The following is a 16,952-nucleotide window of genomic DNA, read 5'->3' as shown; positions in this document are numbered from 1 at the left end:
CCCCACGTATACGTCTTGTATCTATGCTGTGCGCATGCCCGCCGCCCCACCCGCCCCCCCGGTCACCCCCCACCCCTCCCCCAAGTCCCTGAAGCAGCCCCCCGCCGCCGAGCGCGTCTACACCCACGTCAAGGAGGGCGTCCTGGCGCGCCGCTACGAGGGCGGCACGCTCCTGACCGAGGGCGAGCTGGCCGAAGCCGTCGGTGTGTCCCGCACGCCGGTCCGCGAGGCCCTGCTCAAGCTGGAGGTCGAGGGGCTGCTGCGGCTCTACCCGAAGAAGGGCGCCCTCGTCCTGCCGGTCTCCGCCCAGGAGATCGCGGACGTCGTGGAGACCCGGCTCCTCGTCGAGACCCACTCCGTGCGCAAGGCCGTGCCCGCGCCGCCCGGACTGCTCGACCGGCTCACAAAGCTGCTCGAACAGCAACGGGAGCAGGCCGCGGCCGGCGACTACACCGCGGCGGCGGTCACCGACCGCTGCTTCCACGCCGAGATCGTCCGCAGTGGCGGCAACGACATCCTGTCCCGCCTCTACGACCAACTGCGCGACCGGCAGTTGCGGATGGGCGTCGCCGTGATGCACTCCCACCCCGACCGCATCGCCAAGACCCTCGCCGAGCACGAGGAGCTCCTCGCCGCCCTGACGGCGCAGGACACCGACGCGGCCGTCGACGTGGTCACGCGGCACGTCGGCTGGTTCCAGAACCTGGCGCGGGGAGCGGCACGATGACCACCGGCGCGCCGTCCGCCGGAGCGGCACAACTGCCGGGGGACCCGCCGGGCGGCCGCGGGGCCGTCCTCGTCTGGTCCGTGGGCGTCGCCGTCTACTTCGTCGCCGTCATCTTCCGCACCTCGCTCGGCGTCGCGGGCCTGGACGCCGCCGACCGCTTCCACGTGGGCGCCTCGGCGCTCTCCACGTTCTCGATACTCCAGCTCCTGGTGTACGCGGGCATGCAGATACCCGTCGGCCTGATGGTGGACCGCCTCGGCACGAAGAAGGTCCTCACGTTCGGGGTGGTCCTGTTCACCCTCGGCCAGCTCGGCTTCGCGCTCTCGCCCTCGTACGGCACGGCTCTCGCGTCGCGCGCGCTCCTCGGCTGCGGCGACGCGATGACGTTCATCAGCGTGCTGCGGCTCGGCACCCGCTGGTTCCCGGCCCGCCGCGGCCCGCTCGTCGCGCAGCTCGCGGGGCTTGTGGGCATGGCGGGCAACCTGGTCTCGACGCTGGTCATCGCCCGCATGCTGCACGAGATCGGCTGGACCGCCGCGTTCGCGGGCAGCTCCCTCGCCGGGGTCCTCGTCCTCGTCCTCATGACCCTGTTCCTGAAGGACCACCCTGAGGGCCACGAGCCGGAGCCGGTCGCCCCGCGCCCCGGCGCGGGCTCCGGGGCGCGCGGCACGGGCCCGGGCTACGTACGCGAGCAGATCGCGCTCTCCTGGCGGGAGCCCGGCACCCGGCTCGGCCTGTGGGTGCACTTCACGACGCAGTTCCCCGCGATGGTGTTCCTGCTCCTGTGGGGCCTGCCCTTCCTGGTCGAGGCGCAGGGCCTGTCCAGGGGGGCGGCGGGGGAGCTGCTCACGCTGGTCGTCCTCGCCAACATGGCGATCGGGCTCGTGTACGGGCAGGTCGTCGCCCGGCATCACGCGGCGCGGCTGCCGCTGGCGCTCGGCACGGTCGCGGCCACGGCGGCCGTCTGGGCGGCCACGCTCGCCCACCCCGGGGACCACGCGCCGCTGTGGCTGCTCGTGGTGCTGTGCGTGGTGCTCGGCGCCTGCGGTCCCGCCTCGATGATCGGCTTCGATTTCGCGCGCCCCGCGAACCCGCCGGAGCGGCAGGGAACGGCGTCCGGCATCACCAACATGGGTGGTTTCATCGCCTCGATGACGACGCTCCTCGCCATCGGTGTGCTGCTCGACGCGACCGGCGACAACTACCGCGTCGCGTTCTCCGCGGTCTTCGTCCTGGAGGCGCTCGGCGTCAGCCAGATCCTGCGGCTGCGCAACCGGGCGGCGCGACGGGAGCGGGAGCGGCTCGTGGCGAGCAGGGTGGAGACGGTGCACGTTCCGGTGTGACGGCGCGCGCACGCGGAGGCGTGGCGGCGTACCGGCCTGGCTGCGCGACGGCGTACGAGCCTGGATGCGCGGCGTACGTGCTCGGATGCGCGACGGCGTACGTCCCGGTGTGACGGGCGCGTTCCCGTGCGACGCGCCCCCGGTGCGGACGGCCGGGTTCCGGGCCCACCCCCGGAACCCCCGGCCGACGGCTACGGCGTGACCGCGAAGTCCCGCAGGATCGCGTCACCGAGGTCCTGGTCGCCCTCGACCTTGACGCGGTCCCTGACCGCCGCGTACGTCACCCGCCCGCAGGCGAGGCGGAAGTAGATGTCCCAGTCCATGCCGATGGTGACGAGCGGGCCGAGGGAGGGGGCGCTGTCGACCGTGGCCTTGCCCTCCGCGTCGACACGCACCGTGCGCAGGAACTCGACGGGTCCGTTGACGTCGAAGACGACCGCCGAGCTCGCGGGGGCGCCCGCCTTCTCCGCGACGACCTTCGGCAGCCCCTGCAACAGCAGGTCGCGGGCGACATAGGCGCCCGGTGAGTCGAGGTTCCCCGGCTTGTTCAGGGCCGTGCGCAGGTCCTGTTCGTGCACCCAGACGTCGAACGCCCGTACCCGCGAGGCCACTTCCAGGGTCTGTTCGGTGCCGAGCGGGCCGCGGATCTTCGCCGACGGGTCGCGGGACTCGTTCCGCAACTGCCGGGAGCGGCGGATGATGGTGTACTCCAGCTCGGAGGTCATCTCGGGCGCCGTGTGGTGCCGGCGGACGTCGACCTGCATCTCCATGTACCGCTGGCTCTCGGTCTGTACGTGGTACAGGTCCCGGGGCAGGGTGTGGATCGGCCGCGGGTCGCCCAGCATCTCGCAGTCGAGACCGATGACGTGGGACACGATGTCCCGCACGGACCAGGCGGGGCAGGGGGTCGCGCGGTTCCACTCGCTCTCGGCGAGGGGTGACACCAGCTCGGATATCGCTTCCACTGCGTGGGTCCAGGCATCGGCGTAGGTTTGAAGGCTGGGATGAAGACTCACGGGACCCCTCGGCGGTCGTACGCGGGCGGTGGGTGTCTTGGGATGCTGGGGGCCCGGGGGGTACCCCCGGAAAGGCACAGTACGCTGCCCGCGGGCACCCCGGCAGTGCTTTCGTATGACGATCGTAGGCCTAGTTGACGGCTCGAATGCCAGGACGGTGGTAGTGTGCGCGCCTCTCTCCTCCAGATCGCCGTAGATGATGACGAACCAGTTAATTCCCGGCGTGAGCGCGTGTCTTCGCTGGTGCGCGAGGTCGCCGAGCGGGAGGGTCCCGACCTGGTCGTGCTGCCCGAGCTGTGGACGACCGGGGCGTTCGCGTACGAGTCCTTCGCCGCGGAGGCCGAGCCGCTCGCAGGGCCTACGTACGAGGTGATGGCCAAGGCCGCGCGGGAGGCGGGGGTGTGGCTGCACGCCGGGTCGATCCCCGAGCGGGACGCCGCGGGCGAGGGGGCGCTGTACAACACCTCGCTCGTCTTCTCGCCCGAGGGGGAGCTCGCCGCCTCCTACCGCAAGATCCACCGCTTCGGCTTCGACAAGGGCGAGGCGGTCCTGATGGGCGCGGGCACCGAGCTCGCCACCGTCCGGGTACCCGAGGCCGTCCTCGGCCTCGCGACCTGCTACGACCTTCGTTTTCCCGAGCTCTTCCGGGGCCTCGTCGACGCGGGCGCCGAGGTGTTCGTGGTGCCCGCCGGGTGGCCCGCGCGGCGGCGGTCGCACTGGTCGTTGTTCGCGCGGGCGCGGGCCGTGGAGGACCAGGTGTTCGTGTTGGCCTGTGGGACCGCGGGGACGCACGCGGGGGTGCCCCAGGCCGGGGCGAGTGTGGTGGTCGACCCCTGGGGTGAGGTTCTGGCCGAGGCGGCCGGGGCGGAGGAGGAGGTCCTCACCGTGGACCTCGACCTCCGTAAGGTCGCTGAGACCCGGGAGCAGTTCCCGGCCCTCAAGGACCGTAGGTTGCCGTAGGCGTCACGGTTGCCGCGGGCGGGGGCGCCCGCAGGGGGAGTGGGTGAGGGCGCCCGGAAGGGAAGCGGAGGGGAAGCGGAGGGGGCTAGTCCGCCTGGCCCCGCTCCTTTTCCGCGAGGCGGATCACGCAGACCGCCACCGCGAGGAGGAGGGCCGGGTCGGCGTCCTCGCGGGTGATCTGGACGCCGTAGGCGTCGCGGACGGTGAACCAGCGGCGGGAGATGTCGGCGAGCAGTTCGCCCTCGTACTCGACGGCGAACTCGCGGTCCAGGATCTTGCCGCTGACGTCCAGCTCGGAGCCGTCCGCGAGCGCCACGCGGTAGTGGTTGCGCAGCAGGGAGAGCCGCTTGCGCTTCACCGTGGCCAGCGGCTCGCCCTCGCGCTCGATCACCATCGTGTCGCGCACGGACAGCATCTTCACGTGGATGTCGATGAGGACCCGCCCCTGCATGTCCTTCAGCTCGAAGGTCTCCCGCAGGCGCATCGCCTTGCCGTCGACGAGGAAGACCTTGCGTCCCTGGTCGTCCTCGATCCAGTAGTCGTCGCCGATGCCGAACACGCGGTCGCGTACGAGTAGCTTCATGCGGCCATGAGTACCCCGAAACGGACGTTCCGCTCGCGCGGACGCCCTGTTCGGCCCCGCCCGGCCCGGTTCAGCCTTCGAGGAACGCCCGCAGCGCGTCCGCGAGGAGGTGCGGGTCGTCGGCGCCGCACAGCTCGCGCACGCTGTGCATCGACAGGATGGCCACGCCCACGTCGACCGTCTTGATGCCGTGCCGGGCCGCGGTGATCGGGCCGATCGTCGTGCCGCAGGGCATCGCGTTGTTGGACACGAACGACTGGAACGGCACGCCCGCCTTCTCGCAGGCGGCGGCGAACACGGCCCGGCCGCCGCCGTCCGTGGCGTACCGGTTGTTGACGTTCACCTTCAGGATCGGTCCCCCGTTGGCCCGCGGGTGGTGCGTCGGGTCGTGCCGCTCGGCGTAGTTGGGGTGGACGGCGTGGCCCGTGTCGGAGGACAGACAGACGGTGCCCGCGAAGGACCGAGCCTTGTCCTCGTACGTACCGCCGCGCGCGAACACCGAACGCTCCAGGACCGTGCCGAGCAGCGGGCCGTCGGCGCCGGTGTCGGACTGCGAGCCGTTCTCCTCGTGGTCGAACGCGGCCAGCACGGGAATGTACGGGAGCGCGTCGGCGTCGGAAGCGGTGGCCACGGCCGCCAGCGCCGCCGTGGCCGCGTGCACGGACAGCAGGTTGTCCATCCGCGGGCCCGCCAGCAGCTCGCGGTCGCGGCCCAGGTAGGCGGGCGGCTCCACGGAGTGCGTCATCAGGTCCCAGCCGGTGACGTCGCCCGGCGCCAGGCCGCACTCCTCCTCCACGAACCGGATGAGGTCGCCCTCGCGGACGTCGGTGCCGAGCCCCCAGATGGGCTGCATGTGCTTCTGCTTGTCGAGCTTCAGCCCGTCGGTGTGCACCGAACGGTCCATGTGGATGGCCAGTTGCGGCACTCTGAGCAGCGGGCGGTCCACGTTGACCAGGCGCGATGTGCCGTCCCGCAGGGAGAGGCGGCCTGCCAGGCCCAGGTCGCGGTCCAGCCAGGAGTTGAGCAGCGGCCCGCCGTAGATCTCGACGGCTACCTGGCGCCAGCCGTGTGCCCCGGTGTCCGGCAGCGGCTTGACCCGCAGGTTCGGGGAGTCGGTGTGGGCGCCCACGATGCGGTACGGGGTGTGGGCGGCGGCGCCCTCCGGCACGAACCAGGCGACGATCGCGCCGCCCCGCAGCAGATACTTGCCGCCGGTGCTGCCGTCCCACGCCTCGGTCTCCTCGACCTGGCGGAAGCCGGCCTTCTCCAGGCGTTCGGCGGCGCTCGCCACGGCGTGGTACGGCGAGGGGCTTGCCGCGAGGAAGCTGATGAGGTCGTCGGTGTGGCCGCGGTCGAAGCGGGGGCGAGTGCTCATGGCTGCCAGCCTAGTCAGGCCCCTGGGCCCGCTGCGTGGCCCACCTGCGGTGGGGGTGCCCGCCGTGGGCGTGCGGCCCCGTTCGGTCCCGCCGCTTCGCGTCGGGTGTTCCCACCCGCCCGCCCGTTGCTGCCCGCCGGGGGGTGGGCGTCTCCCGTGCGGGGTGCCCATCGTTGGCGTCTGCGGCCCCGTTCGTTCCCGCCGCTTCGCGTCGGGTGTCTCCCGCCCGCCCGTTGCTGCCCGCCGGGGGGTGGGCGTCTCCCGTGGAGGGCTTGCCGTCTGCGGGTGTTGGTGTGGGCGGGTCGCTGGGCGGGGTCGGTGGGTGCAGCCGCTGTGGGTGGTGTGGTGGTGGCCCGTCCTGGGGTGGGCGGGCCACCGGGTTGGGGGCTGGGCCCCTAGGGGGTTAGAAGGCGGACTCGTCGAGTTCCATGAGGTCGAGGGAGACTCCCTCGGCGAGGGCGCGCTCGGTGGTGACGCCGGGGAGTATGTTCGCCGCGAAGAACTTGGCGGCAGCGATCTTGCCCCGGTAGAAGGCCGCGTCCTTGGCGCCGGCGCTCGTGAGCTTCTCGGCGGCCACCGCGGCACCGCGCAGCAGCAGATAGCCGACGACGACATCGCCGGAGGCGAGGAGGAGGCGGGTGGTGTTGAGGCCCACCTTGTAGATGGCCTTGACGTCCTGCTCCGTGGCCGCGAGGTCCGTGAGCATGACGCCGACCATGGCCTCCAGCTCGACGGCCGCCTTGGCCAGCTCCTCCCGCGCACCGGCGAGCTCCTCGCCACCGGAGCCGACGGCGAGGAACTTCTTGATCTCCTCGGCCAGACCGTTCAGCGCGGCACCCTGGTTGCGGACGATCTTCCGGAAGAAGAAGTCCTGGCCCTGGATGGCGGTGGTGCCCTCGTAGAGCGTGTCGATCTTGGCGTCGCGGATGTACTGCTCGATCGGGTACTCCTGGAGGTACCCCGAGCCGCCGAACGTCTGGAGCGATTGCGCCAACTGCTCGTAGGCCTTCTCCGAGCCGTAGCCCTTGACTATGGGCAGGAGGAGGTCGTTCAGCGCGTGCAGCGAGGACGCGTCGTCGCCGTTCGCCTCCTTGACCGCGATCTCGTCCTGCACGGCCGCCGTGTGCAGGACCAGGGCGCGCATGCCCTCCGCGTACGCCTTCTGCGTCATCAGGGAGCGGCGCACATCCGGGTGGTGAGTGATCGTCACCTTCGGCGCGGCCTTGTCCATGAACTGCGCGAGGTCGGGGCCCTGCACGCGCTCCTTGGCGTACTCCAAGGCGTTCAGGTAACCGGTGGAGAGCGTGGAGATCGCCTTGGTGCCCACCATCATGCGGGCGAACTCGATGATGCGGAACATCTGGCGGATGCCGTCGTGCTTGTCGCCGATCAGCCAGCCCTTGGCGGGGTGCTTGTCGCCGAAGGTCATCTCGCAGGTGTTGGACGCCTTCAGGCCCATCTTGTGCTCGACGTTCGTCGCGTACACGCCGTTGCGCTCGCCGAGCTCGCCGGTCTCCCAGTCGAACTCGAACTTGGGGACCAGGAACAGGGACAGGCCCTTGGTACCCGGGCCCGCGCCCTCGGGGCGGGCGAGGACGTAGTGGAGGATGTTCTCCGACATGTCGTGCTCACCGGACGTGATGAAGCGCTTCACGCCCTCGATGTGCCAGGAGCCGTCCACCTGCTGCACGGCCTTGGTGCGGCCCGCCCCCACGTCCGAACCGGCGTCCGGCTCGGTGAGGACCATGGTGGAGCCCCACTGCTTCTCCACGGCGATCTCGGCGACCTTCTTCTGCGCCTCGGTGCCCTCCTCGAAGAGGATGCCGGCGAACGCCGGACCCGAGGAGTACATCCAGACCGCCGGGTTGGCGCCGAGCAGGAGCTCCGCGTACGCCCAGATGAGGGAGCGGGGGGCCGTGGTGCCCCCGATCTCCTCGGGCAGGCCGAGACGCCAGTACTCGGAGTCCATGAAGGCCTGGTAGCTCTTCTTGAAGGAGGCCGGGACCGGTGCGGTGTTGGTCTCCGGGTCGAACACCGGCGGGTTGCGGTCGGCGTCCTCGTAGGACTCGGCCAGCTCGTTCTCCGCGAGACGGCACAGCTCGCTGAGAATGCTCTTGGCGGTCTCGACATCCGTCTCCGCGAACGGGCCGCTGCCGTAAAGCTGGTCGCGGCCGAGCACCTCGAAGAGGTTGAACTCGATGTCGCGGAGATTCGACTTGTAGTGCCCCATGGCGACGGCTCCGTAAGTGGCTCGGGAGGCTGGAATCCTCGTAGGCGTACCAGTAAGTAGCTAATCGCTCCCCATGATGCTACCCGTCGGTAATAAGAGGCAACCCCTGATCCCCCAAGTGTGAGCAGGGTCTACCTGGCCGGGCCTTCCTTCCACCCGTGCGGCCTGTGCGTCCTGTGCGTTCCGTCCGTCCTTTCCGGCAGGAAGCCGCCGAGGAAGTCGCCCATGAGCTGCTGCCACTCCTCGGGGCGCTCCGCGAAGGGCAGGTGTCCGGTGGCCAGATCGGACGTGCGCGCACCGCTGATTCCGGCCGCGACCTCGCGCTGGACGGAGAGCGGGACCAACTGGTCCTGGGTCGTCGCTATGACCAGCGTGGGCGCCGTGATCGCGGCGAGGTCCGCGCGGACATCCGTGCGCAGCACCAGGTCCACGTGCTCGGGGGTGCCCTCCGGCACCGAATCCGCCGTGCTCCGCACGGCCTGCTCGACCTCCTCCTCGGACAGGGCGGCCAGCGCCGCCGGGCTGAGGGCGACCGGGAGCAGGAAGCGGGCCAGCGCCGTCCGGTCACGGGGCGTGCTCCCCGCCGTCGCCAGGTGGTGCCAGGTCCGGGCGGCCAGGGTCATACGCGTGTCGGGGCGGGCGAAGGGCGCGGTCAGGACCAGGGCGGTCACCCGCGACGGATGGCGGGCCGCGACACGGACGGCGACCGCCGTGCCCAGGGAATACCCGGCGAGCGCGAAGGTGTCCGCGCCCTGCGCGTCGGCCGCCGCCACCAGCTCGTCCGCGAGGCCGTCCAGGGTGAGGGGGGTCGTGGCCCTCGGTGTCGCCCCCGTGCCCGGATAGTCGACGGCGACCGCTCTGTGCGTGGCCGCCAGGGCCGGGAGCACCGGGCCGAAGTTGGCGTCGACGGAGCCGCCCGCGCCGTGCGCCAGGAGCAGGACCGGGCCCGCACCGGTCGTCGCCGCGCGCACGGCTCGGAGCTTCGTGGGCGCGTCGGTCGCTGCGGGCTCGGCATCGGTCTCGGTAGCGGCCTTGCTCTCGGTAGCGGCCTTGTCCTCGGTCTCGACCTCGGACTCGGTCGTCGTGGTCGTGGTCGTGGTCGTGGTCGCGGTCGTGCTCGTAGGCATGCGTGGTCCCCCCTCGGATCCTTTGGACAGGTTCGGCTCGCGGCGACCCGTGTTCTGTAGTCGGCGCTATAGAAACCGTAGCCCCCGCGTCTCTCCTTTGTCTAGCGCTCGCTATATAAAAGTCACGTCCCCGACCGCGTACGGCGCCCGCGTCGGGGTCGGTACCCTGGCCCGTATGTACGGCTACGACCAGCACGCGGGCGCGGGGCAGGGGTACGCCCCGCCGCAACAGCCGCCGCCGCAAGGCCAGATGCCCGGTGGATACGGCCAGCAGCCCCCGCTGTATCCGGAGCCGTCGCCGCCGTCCCTCGCGGACGCGGTGCGCGCGTTCACCACGGGATCGATGTCCGCCGAGGACTTCCAGCAGATCTTCGCCACGTCGAAGGTGTACTGCCCGCGCGGCGACAACCCCGGCTTCCTCGCGCTGCACAACACCCAGCAGCCGGTCATCCCGATGTTCACGTCGCTCAAGGAGCTGCGCCGGTACGCCGGTAAGGACTCGAAGTACTTCGTGATCACCGGCGCCGAGGTCATCGACCTGCTGCCGACCGGCTACGGCTTCGTCCTCGACATGGAGGGTGAGCACCGCATGGTGTTCGACGCGAAGGCCGTCGAGCAGATGGTCGACTTCGCCATGCGCCGCATGTACGGCTGACGGTTTCGGCCAGGAGCCGCGCCACCAGTGATCACCGGAACGCCCGGAGGGAATGCCCTCCGGGCGTTCCGCGTTCCCAGTGGCAGAAAGTTCTACGTTCAACTAACCTGAGCGTACAAGGAGGCCCCAAACATGCCTGCAGTGACCGTCGAGAATCCGCTGACCCTGCCCAAGGTGGTCGCGCCGGCCGACGCGGTGGCACGCCCCGTGCTCACCGTGACGACCGCGCCTACCGGCTTCGAGGGCGAAGGGTTCCCGGTGCGCCGCGCCTTCGCCGGGATCAACTACAAGTACCTCGACCCGTTCATCATGATGGATCAGATGGGCGAGGTGGAGTACGCCGCGGGGGAGCCCAAGGGCACCCCCTGGCACCCGCACCGCGGCTTCGAGACCGTGACGTACCTGATCGACGGCACCTTCGTCCACCAGGACTCCAACGGCGGCGGCGGCACCATCCGCAACGGTGACACCCAGTGGATGACCGCCGGGTCCGGGCTGCTGCACATCGAGGCGCCGCCGGAGTCGCTCGTCATGTCCGGTGGGCTCTTCCACGGGCTCCAGTTGTGGGTGAACCTGCCCGCCAAGGACAAGATGATGGACCCCCGCTACCAGGACATCCGCGGCGGCCAGGTGCAGCTCCTGACCACCGGGGACGGTGGCGCGCTGCTCCGCGTCATCGCAGGTGAGCTGGACGGGCACGAGGGACCTGGGATCACCCACACCCCGATCACCATGATCCACGCGACGGTGCGCCCCGGGGCTGAAGTATCGATTCCCTGGCGGGAGGACTTCAACGGGCTCGCCTATGTGCTCGCAGGCCGCGGGTCGGTGGGCGCCGAGCGGCGGCCCGTCGCCCTGGGGCAGACCGCGGTGTTCGGGGCCGGGTCCTCGCTGACCGTCCGTGCGGACGAGAAGCAGGACTCGCACACGCCCGACTTGGAGGTCGTACTCCTCGGCGGGCAGCCGATCCGGGAGCCCATGGCGCACTACGGGCCGTTCGTGATGAACACCCGCGCGGAGCTGCAGCAGGCCTTCGAGGACTTCCAGAAGGGGCTGCTGGGTTCGGTTCCGGCCGTTCACGGCATGTAACCCGGAGGGGACGGAAGGGACGGGAACGGGTGCGGGCGGTGCGGATGGGCTGAGCCACCCGTTCCGCCCCGCACTGCCGTACAGCCCACGCAGTGCGTGCGCGCGCACTGCCGTACGCCCCACGCAGTGCGTGCGCGCGCACTGCCGTACGCCCCACGCAGTGCGTGCGCGCGCACTGCCGTACGGCCTACGCAGCGCATGCGTGGGCCGTACTCCTGTGCTCGGGTGGTCCCGTGCATACCCTTCTGCCCGAAGCCGTGCGGCGGCTCGCCGCCTGGTGTGTGGTCGTGCTGCTCGTGGCCGGTGTCGCGGGCGTCGGCGTGTGGCTGTGCACGGTCCTGAAGACGGCTGTGACGCCCGTGCTGCTCGCGCTGCTCGGGACGGCGCTGCTCGGGCCGCTGTACCGGCGGCTCGTGCGGATGCACGTCCAGCGCTCCCTCGCGGCGGGTCTGACCTGCGCGGCCGTCCTGGCCGTCGTCGGCGGAGCCACGTACATCGTCGTCAAGGCCCTCATCGACACCGGCGACCAGATCATCGCGTCCCTGAAGCAGGCCGCCGTCGACCTGTCGAAGCACTTCAGCGTGGCCGGGACCTCCCTCGACGACCTCGCGTCCAACGCCAAGGACCTGCTCGGCAAGTTCGGCGGCACGGCCGCGTCCGGGGTCGTCAGCGGGATCAGCGTCGTCGGCCAGATGATCGCCACCGCCGTGCTCGCGCTGCTGCTCGTCTTCTTCTTCCTGCGGGACTCCCACAAGGCCGCGGGCGCCCTGCGCTCCCTGGTGCCCGAGTCCTCCGCCGACACCGTCGAGGCGATGGCCAGGCGCGCGTTCACTGCCGTCGAGGGCTTCATGCGCGGGACCACGGTCATCGCGCTCATCGACGCCGTGTGCATCACCGTCGGCCTGCTGATCCTGCGCGTGCCGGGCGCCGCCGGGCTCGGGGCGCTGGTCTTCGTGGGCGCCTACATTCCCTACCTGGGGGCGTTCCTGTCCGGCGCCATCGCCGTGCTCGTGGCGCTCGCCGACCGCGGTCTCGTCATCGCGCTGTGGGCACTCGGCGTGGTCCTCGCCGTGCAGGTACTCGAAGGGCATGTACTCCAGCCGGTGATCCAGAGCCGCACCGTGCAGATGCATCCGGCGGTGGTGATGCTGGCCATCACCGCGGGCGCGTCCGTCGCCGGGATCATCGGGATGCTGCTCGCCGTGCCCCTGACGGCCGCCGCGTTCGGGGTCGTCTCCGAAATGCGCACCCACTACCGCGGCCCCGACGCCGCCTAGGACCCAGCAATGCGCACCCACCTAGGACCCAGCAATGCGCACCCACCGCCGCGGCGCCGACGCGCCCCAGGAGCTGTCCCCGCCGATCATGTGTGATCAGGCCAGCTCTCCGTTGTCTCGTGGAGCCGGGTCAGCAGCGCCAACAACTGCTTCTGCTCATCCGGGGTGAGGGGTGCCAGCAGTTCGGCATTGGCGGCTTCGGCCAGAGCTCCGCAGCGCGTGAGGACGGCCGTGCCCTCCGGGGTGACGGTGACGGCGTTCTTGCGGCGGTCGGAGGGGTGGGGGGCGCGCAGGACGAGGCCCTCCTTCTGGAGGTGGTTGAGGATGCCGACCATGTCCTTGGGGTCGACGGCCAGCCGACGGCTCAGGTCGGCCTGGGTGACGGGCCCGCACTCGGCCGTCGCGGCCAGTACCGCGTGGTGCATGAGCTTCAACCCCTCCGCGGCGATCGCGTCGGCGACCATGCCCCGGCCACGCGCCGCGACACGGCCGACGAGCCACGTCGGCAGGGACTGAATGCGCTGGAGGTCCGAGGCCATGTGCTCAGCCTATCCAAAAGTCATTGGACCTCCCAATGACATTCGCTTTATCGTTGGGTCACCCAATGAGTCCGGATCGGGGAGGTCCTGTGCTGCGCATTCGCCATGAGGTCAACGGTGGACCCGAGGTGCTGTTCGCCGAGGAGGTCGACCGACCCGAGGCTGGAGCCGGGGAGGTATTGCTCCGGGTCGAGGCGGTCGGGGTGACCCTGCCCACCGTGCGCAAGGTGCGGGAGGGCAGCGAGCCGATCCCGTTCGGCGGCGAGGTCGCCGGGGAGGTCGTCGCCCTGGGCGCGGGAGTCACCGCCTTCGGAGTCGGAGACCGCGTCACCGGGCTGTGCTTCGCTGACGCCTACGCCGAGTTCGCGGTTCTGAACACCGCCATGACTTCCCCGGTCCCGAACGGCGCGAGTGCCGTGGAGGCGGTCGCGCTGGTCCGCAGCGGGCTGGTGGCTCGTGGCGCCTACGAGGCTGCACGTGTGGAGCCCGGCGAGTCGGTCCTGGTCACGGCGGCGGCCAGCGCAGTGGGCACGCTCGCCCTTCAGTACGCCAAGGCCGGTGGGGCAGCACGCGTCGTCGCCGCCGTCAGCAGCGCCGACAAGGCCGACTTCGTCCGAGGGCTGGGTGCCGACGAGGTCGTCCTCTACAAGGACGCCGACTGGGGCGCCCCGTACGACGTGATTCTCGACGGCGTCGGCGGTGACCTTCTCGGCCCCGCTGTACGAGCCCTGGCGACGGGCGGCCGACTGGTGGCCTTCAGCTCCGGCGGCGGCACGGTGGAGGCGTACGAACTCCTGGTCCGCGGCGCCTCGATGATCGGCTTCCAGATGCGGGCCATCGCTGTAGGCAAGCCTGAACTCTACGATCGCTGGCTGCGCGAACTCTGGCAGATGCGCGACGCGGGCACCCTGCGCACCGCCGTACATGAGGAGATCCCCCTCGACGACGCCGCCCGAGCCCACACCCTCATCGAGCAGCGCCGTAACCTCGGAAAGGTCGTCCTTGTCCCTTAGGGGCAATCCGGGAGGTGCAGCGGCCGTCGGCGCTGAGGTGGATCTTGCTGGTGAAGCCGCCGCACGAAAGCCCAGGCCCTCACCTCGCTCACCACCTCCACAGCCGGCCGACCAGGCTCGGCCGCGGAGTCTCGCCCTGGTGTTCTCGATCCCATCGATCACCTAGCGGTGATCACGCCACCGACCGCACCGCCCATTGCTCACCGCCAGCAAGGGCCGCAGCCGCTCCCACTCCACGTCCGACAGATCGCCGCGTTCCCGCCCCATGCCCGAAACAACGAGCAGATCAGCCGGCGACCACATGACCGGCCGGACAGCTCCCAGGGCCCACCGCGACTACGCGGCCGTCTCCTCGGGGCTCCCCGACTCCTCGTACAGCACGAACCAGATGCTCTTGCCCTCGCCCCGGGGGTCCACCCCCCACCGGTGCGCGAGCAGCTCCATGAGCACCAGGCCGCGGCCCGAGGACGCGAGCTCGCCGGGCCTGCGCTTGTGCGGCAGGTCGTCGCTGCCGTCGGAGACCTCCACGCGGAGCCTGCGCGTGCCCTCCTCGCCGGTGACCTCCGCGACCAGGAGCGCGTCGCCGTCCGTGTGCACCAGGACGTTGGTGATCATCTCGGAGACCAGCAGGACCGCCGAGTCGACCTGGTCGGAGTCCGCCCAGTCGTGCAGCAGGGCCCGCAGATGGCTGCGGGCACCCGCCACGCGCTCCGGCTCGGCCTGAGCGATGGTCAGCATCGTGCGGCGGGTGCGGGCTCTCCGCTCGGGGCGGTCGGTACGGCGCAGCAGGAGTACGGCGATGTCGTCCTCCCTGCGGTCGGCGAGCGGGCCCGTGGTGTGGTGCGAGGACGGCCCGTGCACGGCCTGCACGAGGGCGTCGGCGAGCGCCTCCAGACTGTCGCTCTCGGCCGCCTGCGCCTCGTAGGACCTGGTTTCGTACGGCTGCGCTACGGAGCTGTCGGTTTCGTACGGCTGCTCCCCGGAGGGCCGCGCTTCGTACGGCTGCCCTACGTAGGGCTCGGTTTCGTACGGCTGCGCTACGGAGGGCGTCGCTTCGTACGGCTGTGCCCCGGAGGGCTGCGCTTCGTACGGCTGTGCCCCGGAGGGCTGCGCTTCGTACGGCCGCGCCCCGGAGGGCTGCGCTTCGTACGGCTCGGGTTCGTGCCCCTCCCGCTCCAGCACGCTCCGGATCCGTGCCCAGCCCGTCTCCAGGTCGTGGCCGCCCGTCTCGATCAGGCCGTCCGTACAGACCAGCATCGTCTCGCCGGCGTCGAGGACGAGCCGGGTCGTGGGGTAGTCGGCGTCCGGGTCGATGCCCAGGGGCAGGCCGCCCGCGATGGGTCTCTGGAGAACCGTTCCGTCACTCATGCGTATGACGGGTTCGGGGTGGCCCGCGCGGGCGATCTCCAGGACACCGGTCGTGGGGTCGGCCTCTACGTAGAGGCACGTCGCGAACCGCGGGTCGCCCGCCATCTCGTCGCGGTCCTCGCGGTTGTCGCGGTCCTCACGGGTGTCCGTCGAGCCGTAGGCGATGCCGTCCATGACGCCGGACAGGAAGCGGGTCGCGCGGGAGAGCACGGCGTCCGGGCGGTGCCCCTCGGAGGCGTACGCACGCAGGGCGATGCGCAACTGGCCCATCAGGCCCGCCGCCCGCACGTCATGGCCCTGTACGTCGCCGATGACGAAGGCGATGCGGCCGCTGGGCAGCGGAATCACGTCGTACCAGTCGCCGCCGACCTGGAGGCCGCCGCCCGTCGGCACATAGCGCGCGGCCACGCTCATGCCGGGGATCTCCGGGCCGAGCATCGGCAGCATGGAGCGCTGGAGGCCGTCGGTCAGCTCACGCTCGGACTCCGCGACCCCGGCCCGCGAAAGGGCCTGCGCCAGCATCCGGGCGACCGTCGTCAGGACGGAGCGCTCGTCGGGCGTGAACGAGACGGGGTAGGTGAACGCCGCCATCCACGCGCCCATGGTGCGGCCCGCGACGGTCAGCGGCAGGAAGGCCCACGACCGTCGCTCGAACCGCGACACCAGCGGCCAGGTGGTCGGATAGCGGCGGCGGTACTCCTCCGGGGAGGAGAGGTAGACCGCGCGGCCGGTGCGCAGCACCTCGGTGGCGGGATACTCCGTGTCCAGGGGCATGGAGGCGAGCGGGTCGTCGTCCCCGAAGCCGTGGTGCCCGTGGTGGCCGACGACGGTGAGACGGTCGCCCCTGGCACCGAAGACGGCGAGCCCGTCCGGCGAGAAGCCGGGCATCGACAGGCCCGCGGCGACCCGCAGGACCTCCTCCGTGGAGCGCGCCTCCGCCAGCGCGCGGCCCGCGTCGAGCAGGAAGGCCTCCCGGGAGCGCCGCCAGTCGCCGGTGACGGGCGCGCGGGCGGCGGCGCCGGGGGCGGGCTCACCGACCTCCTGGAGGGTGCCGATCAGCTCGTAGGTGTTCGCCTTCTCGTGCACGATCGGCCGGGTGCGGCTGCGCACCGTACGCAGTACGCGGCGGCCCTGCTCGTCCATGATCCGCAGCCGGGCCTCGGCGAGGGTGTCCTCGGCGACGGCGAGCTGCACGATGCCGTGGATCTCGTTCCAGTCGACCGGGTGGAAGCGGGAGCGGACCGCCGCCTCGGTGGTGATCCGGGCGTGCGGGGGCAGGCCGAGCAGCCGGGCCGCCTCGGCGTCCAGGGTGACGATTCCGGTGGCGTTGTCCCAGCGCCACAGGCCGGTGGCGATCGCCGCGAGCACGTCCGCCACGGGCGGCAGGGAGTCGCCCACGGGCGGCAAGGAGTCCTCCACTGGTGTGAGGGAGTCCCGTCCGGGAGGCAGGGAACCTTCCCCCACCTGCTCGCGGGGCTCATCGGTGCGCATTGCATCACTTTAGGAACACTGATGCGCCGCTCGCCACCGTATGTCCGTCCGCGCGGCCCGGCGGCGCTCCCCACATACGGGGAGAAGTGACCTCCCGATATATGGGGGGAAGCGATCTCCCGCCGGACGGTAGCCTTGATTCGCAAGCACCTTCTTGAC

General features: G+C 71.1%; 14 protein-coding genes. 7 read left to right on the top strand and 7 right to left on the bottom strand.

Annotation, left to right across the window (positions count from 1 at the left end; all coding sequences use genetic code 11):
* Nucleotides 1–34 precede the first annotated feature (34 nt).
* Together IG78_RS0110945 and IG78_RS0110940 are read left to right on the top strand one after the other, a co-directional pair.
* The gene (locus IG78_RS0110945; protein ID WP_051852517.1) at nucleotides 35–727 is read left to right on the top strand and encodes a GntR family transcriptional regulator; all 693 of its coding nucleotides are present in this window, start codon (nucleotides 35–37) and stop codon (nucleotides 725–727) included.
* Nucleotides 724–2,070 carry an MFS transporter gene (locus tag IG78_RS0110940; protein WP_030561655.1) on the top strand — a complete coding sequence of 449 codons (1,347 nt, stop codon included), beginning with the start codon at nucleotides 724–726 and terminating at the stop codon, nucleotides 2,068–2,070. Before IG78_RS0110945 ends, IG78_RS0110940 begins: the two co-directional genes overlap by 4 nt.
* Before the next feature lie 191 nt (nucleotides 2,071–2,261).
* Here IG78_RS0110940 and IG78_RS0110935 read toward each other — a convergent pair whose 3' ends face one another.
* Nucleotides 2,262–3,086, bottom strand: coding sequence for a maleylpyruvate isomerase family mycothiol-dependent enzyme (locus IG78_RS0110935; protein WP_030561653.1), 825 nt, complete (start codon nucleotides 3,084–3,086; stop codon nucleotides 2,262–2,264).
* A gap of 165 nt (nucleotides 3,087–3,251) precedes the next feature.
* Between IG78_RS0110935 and IG78_RS0110930 the strand changes: the two genes are divergently transcribed.
* On the top strand, nucleotides 3,252–4,046 hold the full coding sequence (locus IG78_RS0110930) for a carbon-nitrogen family hydrolase (protein WP_030561651.1): 795 nt from the start codon (nucleotides 3,252–3,254) through the stop codon (nucleotides 4,044–4,046).
* 85 nt (nucleotides 4,047–4,131) lie between these two features.
* Here the strand turns inward: IG78_RS0110930 and IG78_RS0110925 are convergent, their stop codons facing one another.
* The 4 genes from IG78_RS0110925 to IG78_RS0110910 form a co-directional block, all read right to left on the bottom strand.
* The gene (locus tag IG78_RS0110925; protein ID WP_030561649.1) at nucleotides 4,132–4,629 is read right to left on the bottom strand and encodes an LURP-one-related/scramblase family protein; all 498 of its coding nucleotides are present in this window, start codon (nucleotides 4,627–4,629) and stop codon (nucleotides 4,132–4,134) included.
* A gap of 70 nt (nucleotides 4,630–4,699) precedes the next feature.
* The gene (locus IG78_RS0110920) at nucleotides 4,700–6,004 is read right to left on the bottom strand and encodes a M18 family aminopeptidase (protein WP_030561647.1); all 1,305 of its coding nucleotides are present in this window, start codon (nucleotides 6,002–6,004) and stop codon (nucleotides 4,700–4,702) included.
* A gap of 403 nt (nucleotides 6,005–6,407) precedes the next feature.
* Entirely contained in the window at nucleotides 6,408–8,234 is a 1,827-nt protein-coding gene (locus IG78_RS0110915; RefSeq protein ID WP_030561645.1) for an acyl-CoA dehydrogenase, read from the bottom strand.
* Between the two features lie 131 nt (nucleotides 8,235–8,365).
* A complete protein-coding gene (locus IG78_RS0110910) occupies nucleotides 8,366–9,361 on the bottom strand; it encodes an alpha/beta fold hydrolase (protein ID WP_078964992.1) in 996 nt (331 codons plus the stop codon).
* Between the two features lie 175 nt (nucleotides 9,362–9,536).
* Between IG78_RS0110910 and IG78_RS0110905 the strand changes: the two genes are divergently transcribed.
* The 3 genes from IG78_RS0110905 (at nucleotide 9,537) to IG78_RS0110895 (ending at nucleotide 12,382) form a co-directional block, all read left to right on the top strand.
* Nucleotides 9,537–10,016: an SseB family protein gene (locus IG78_RS0110905; protein ID WP_030561640.1), complete on the top strand. Its 480-nt coding sequence runs from the start codon at nucleotides 9,537–9,539 to the stop codon at nucleotides 10,014–10,016.
* A gap of 132 nt (nucleotides 10,017–10,148) precedes the next feature.
* On the top strand, nucleotides 10,149–11,105 hold the full coding sequence (locus IG78_RS0110900; protein WP_030561638.1) for a pirin family protein: 957 nt from the start codon (nucleotides 10,149–10,151) through the stop codon (nucleotides 11,103–11,105).
* A gap of 233 nt (nucleotides 11,106–11,338) precedes the next feature.
* Nucleotides 11,339–12,382 (top strand): AI-2E family transporter, encoded by a 1,044-nt coding sequence (locus IG78_RS0110895; protein WP_037685374.1) that lies wholly within the window; start codon nucleotides 11,339–11,341, stop codon nucleotides 12,380–12,382.
* Nucleotides 12,383–12,468: 86 nt separating this feature from the next.
* Here IG78_RS0110895 and IG78_RS0110890 read toward each other — a convergent pair whose 3' ends face one another.
* A complete protein-coding gene (locus tag IG78_RS0110890) occupies nucleotides 12,469–12,921 on the bottom strand; it encodes a MarR family winged helix-turn-helix transcriptional regulator (protein WP_030561634.1) in 453 nt (150 codons plus the stop codon).
* A gap of 89 nt (nucleotides 12,922–13,010) precedes the next feature.
* Between IG78_RS0110890 and IG78_RS0110885 the strand changes: the two genes are divergently transcribed.
* Nucleotides 13,011–13,934, top strand: coding sequence for a quinone oxidoreductase family protein (locus IG78_RS0110885; protein ID WP_030561632.1), 924 nt, complete (start codon nucleotides 13,011–13,013; stop codon nucleotides 13,932–13,934).
* A 336-nt stretch (nucleotides 13,935–14,270) separates the two neighbouring features.
* Here IG78_RS0110885 and IG78_RS0110880 read toward each other — a convergent pair whose 3' ends face one another.
* A complete protein-coding gene (locus IG78_RS0110880; RefSeq protein WP_199813246.1) occupies nucleotides 14,271–16,793 on the bottom strand; it encodes an ATP-binding SpoIIE family protein phosphatase in 2,523 nt (840 codons plus the stop codon).
* Nucleotides 16,794–16,952: the final 159 nt, after the last annotated feature.

This window comes from Streptomyces aureocirculatus, from assembly GCF_000720475.1.
Classification (GTDB): Bacteria; Actinomycetota; Actinomycetes; order Streptomycetales; family Streptomycetaceae; genus Streptomyces; species Streptomyces aureocirculatus.
This window is presented reverse-complemented; position numbering and strand designations above follow the sequence as displayed.

Coding starts and splice junctions, on each gene's coding strand:
- IG78_RS0110920 (WP_030561647.1), bottom strand. CDS start 6,004: ATGAGCACTCGCCCCCGCTTCGACCGCGGCCACACCGACGACCTCATC.
- IG78_RS0110890 (WP_030561634.1), bottom strand. CDS start 12,921: ATGGCCTCGGACCTCCAGCGCATTCAGTCCCTGCCGACGTGGCTCGTC.
- IG78_RS0110910 (WP_078964992.1), bottom strand. CDS start 9,361: ATGCCTACGAGCACGACCGCGACCACGACCACGACCACGACCACGACG.
- IG78_RS0110925 (WP_030561649.1), bottom strand. CDS start 4,629: ATGAAGCTACTCGTACGCGACCGCGTGTTCGGCATCGGCGACGACTAC.
- IG78_RS0110900 (WP_030561638.1), top strand. CDS start 10,149: ATGCCTGCAGTGACCGTCGAGAATCCGCTGACCCTGCCCAAGGTGGTC.
- IG78_RS0110880 (WP_199813246.1), bottom strand. CDS start 16,793: ATGCGCACCGATGAGCCCCGCGAGCAGGTGGGGGAAGGTTCCCTGCCT.
- IG78_RS0110945 (WP_051852517.1), top strand. CDS start 35: ATGCCCGCCGCCCCACCCGCCCCCCCGGTCACCCCCCACCCCTCCCCC.
- IG78_RS0110940 (WP_030561655.1), top strand. CDS start 724: ATGACCACCGGCGCGCCGTCCGCCGGAGCGGCACAACTGCCGGGGGAC.
- IG78_RS0110915 (WP_030561645.1), bottom strand. CDS start 8,234: ATGGGGCACTACAAGTCGAATCTCCGCGACATCGAGTTCAACCTCTTC.
- IG78_RS0110905 (WP_030561640.1), top strand. CDS start 9,537: ATGTACGGCTACGACCAGCACGCGGGCGCGGGGCAGGGGTACGCCCCG.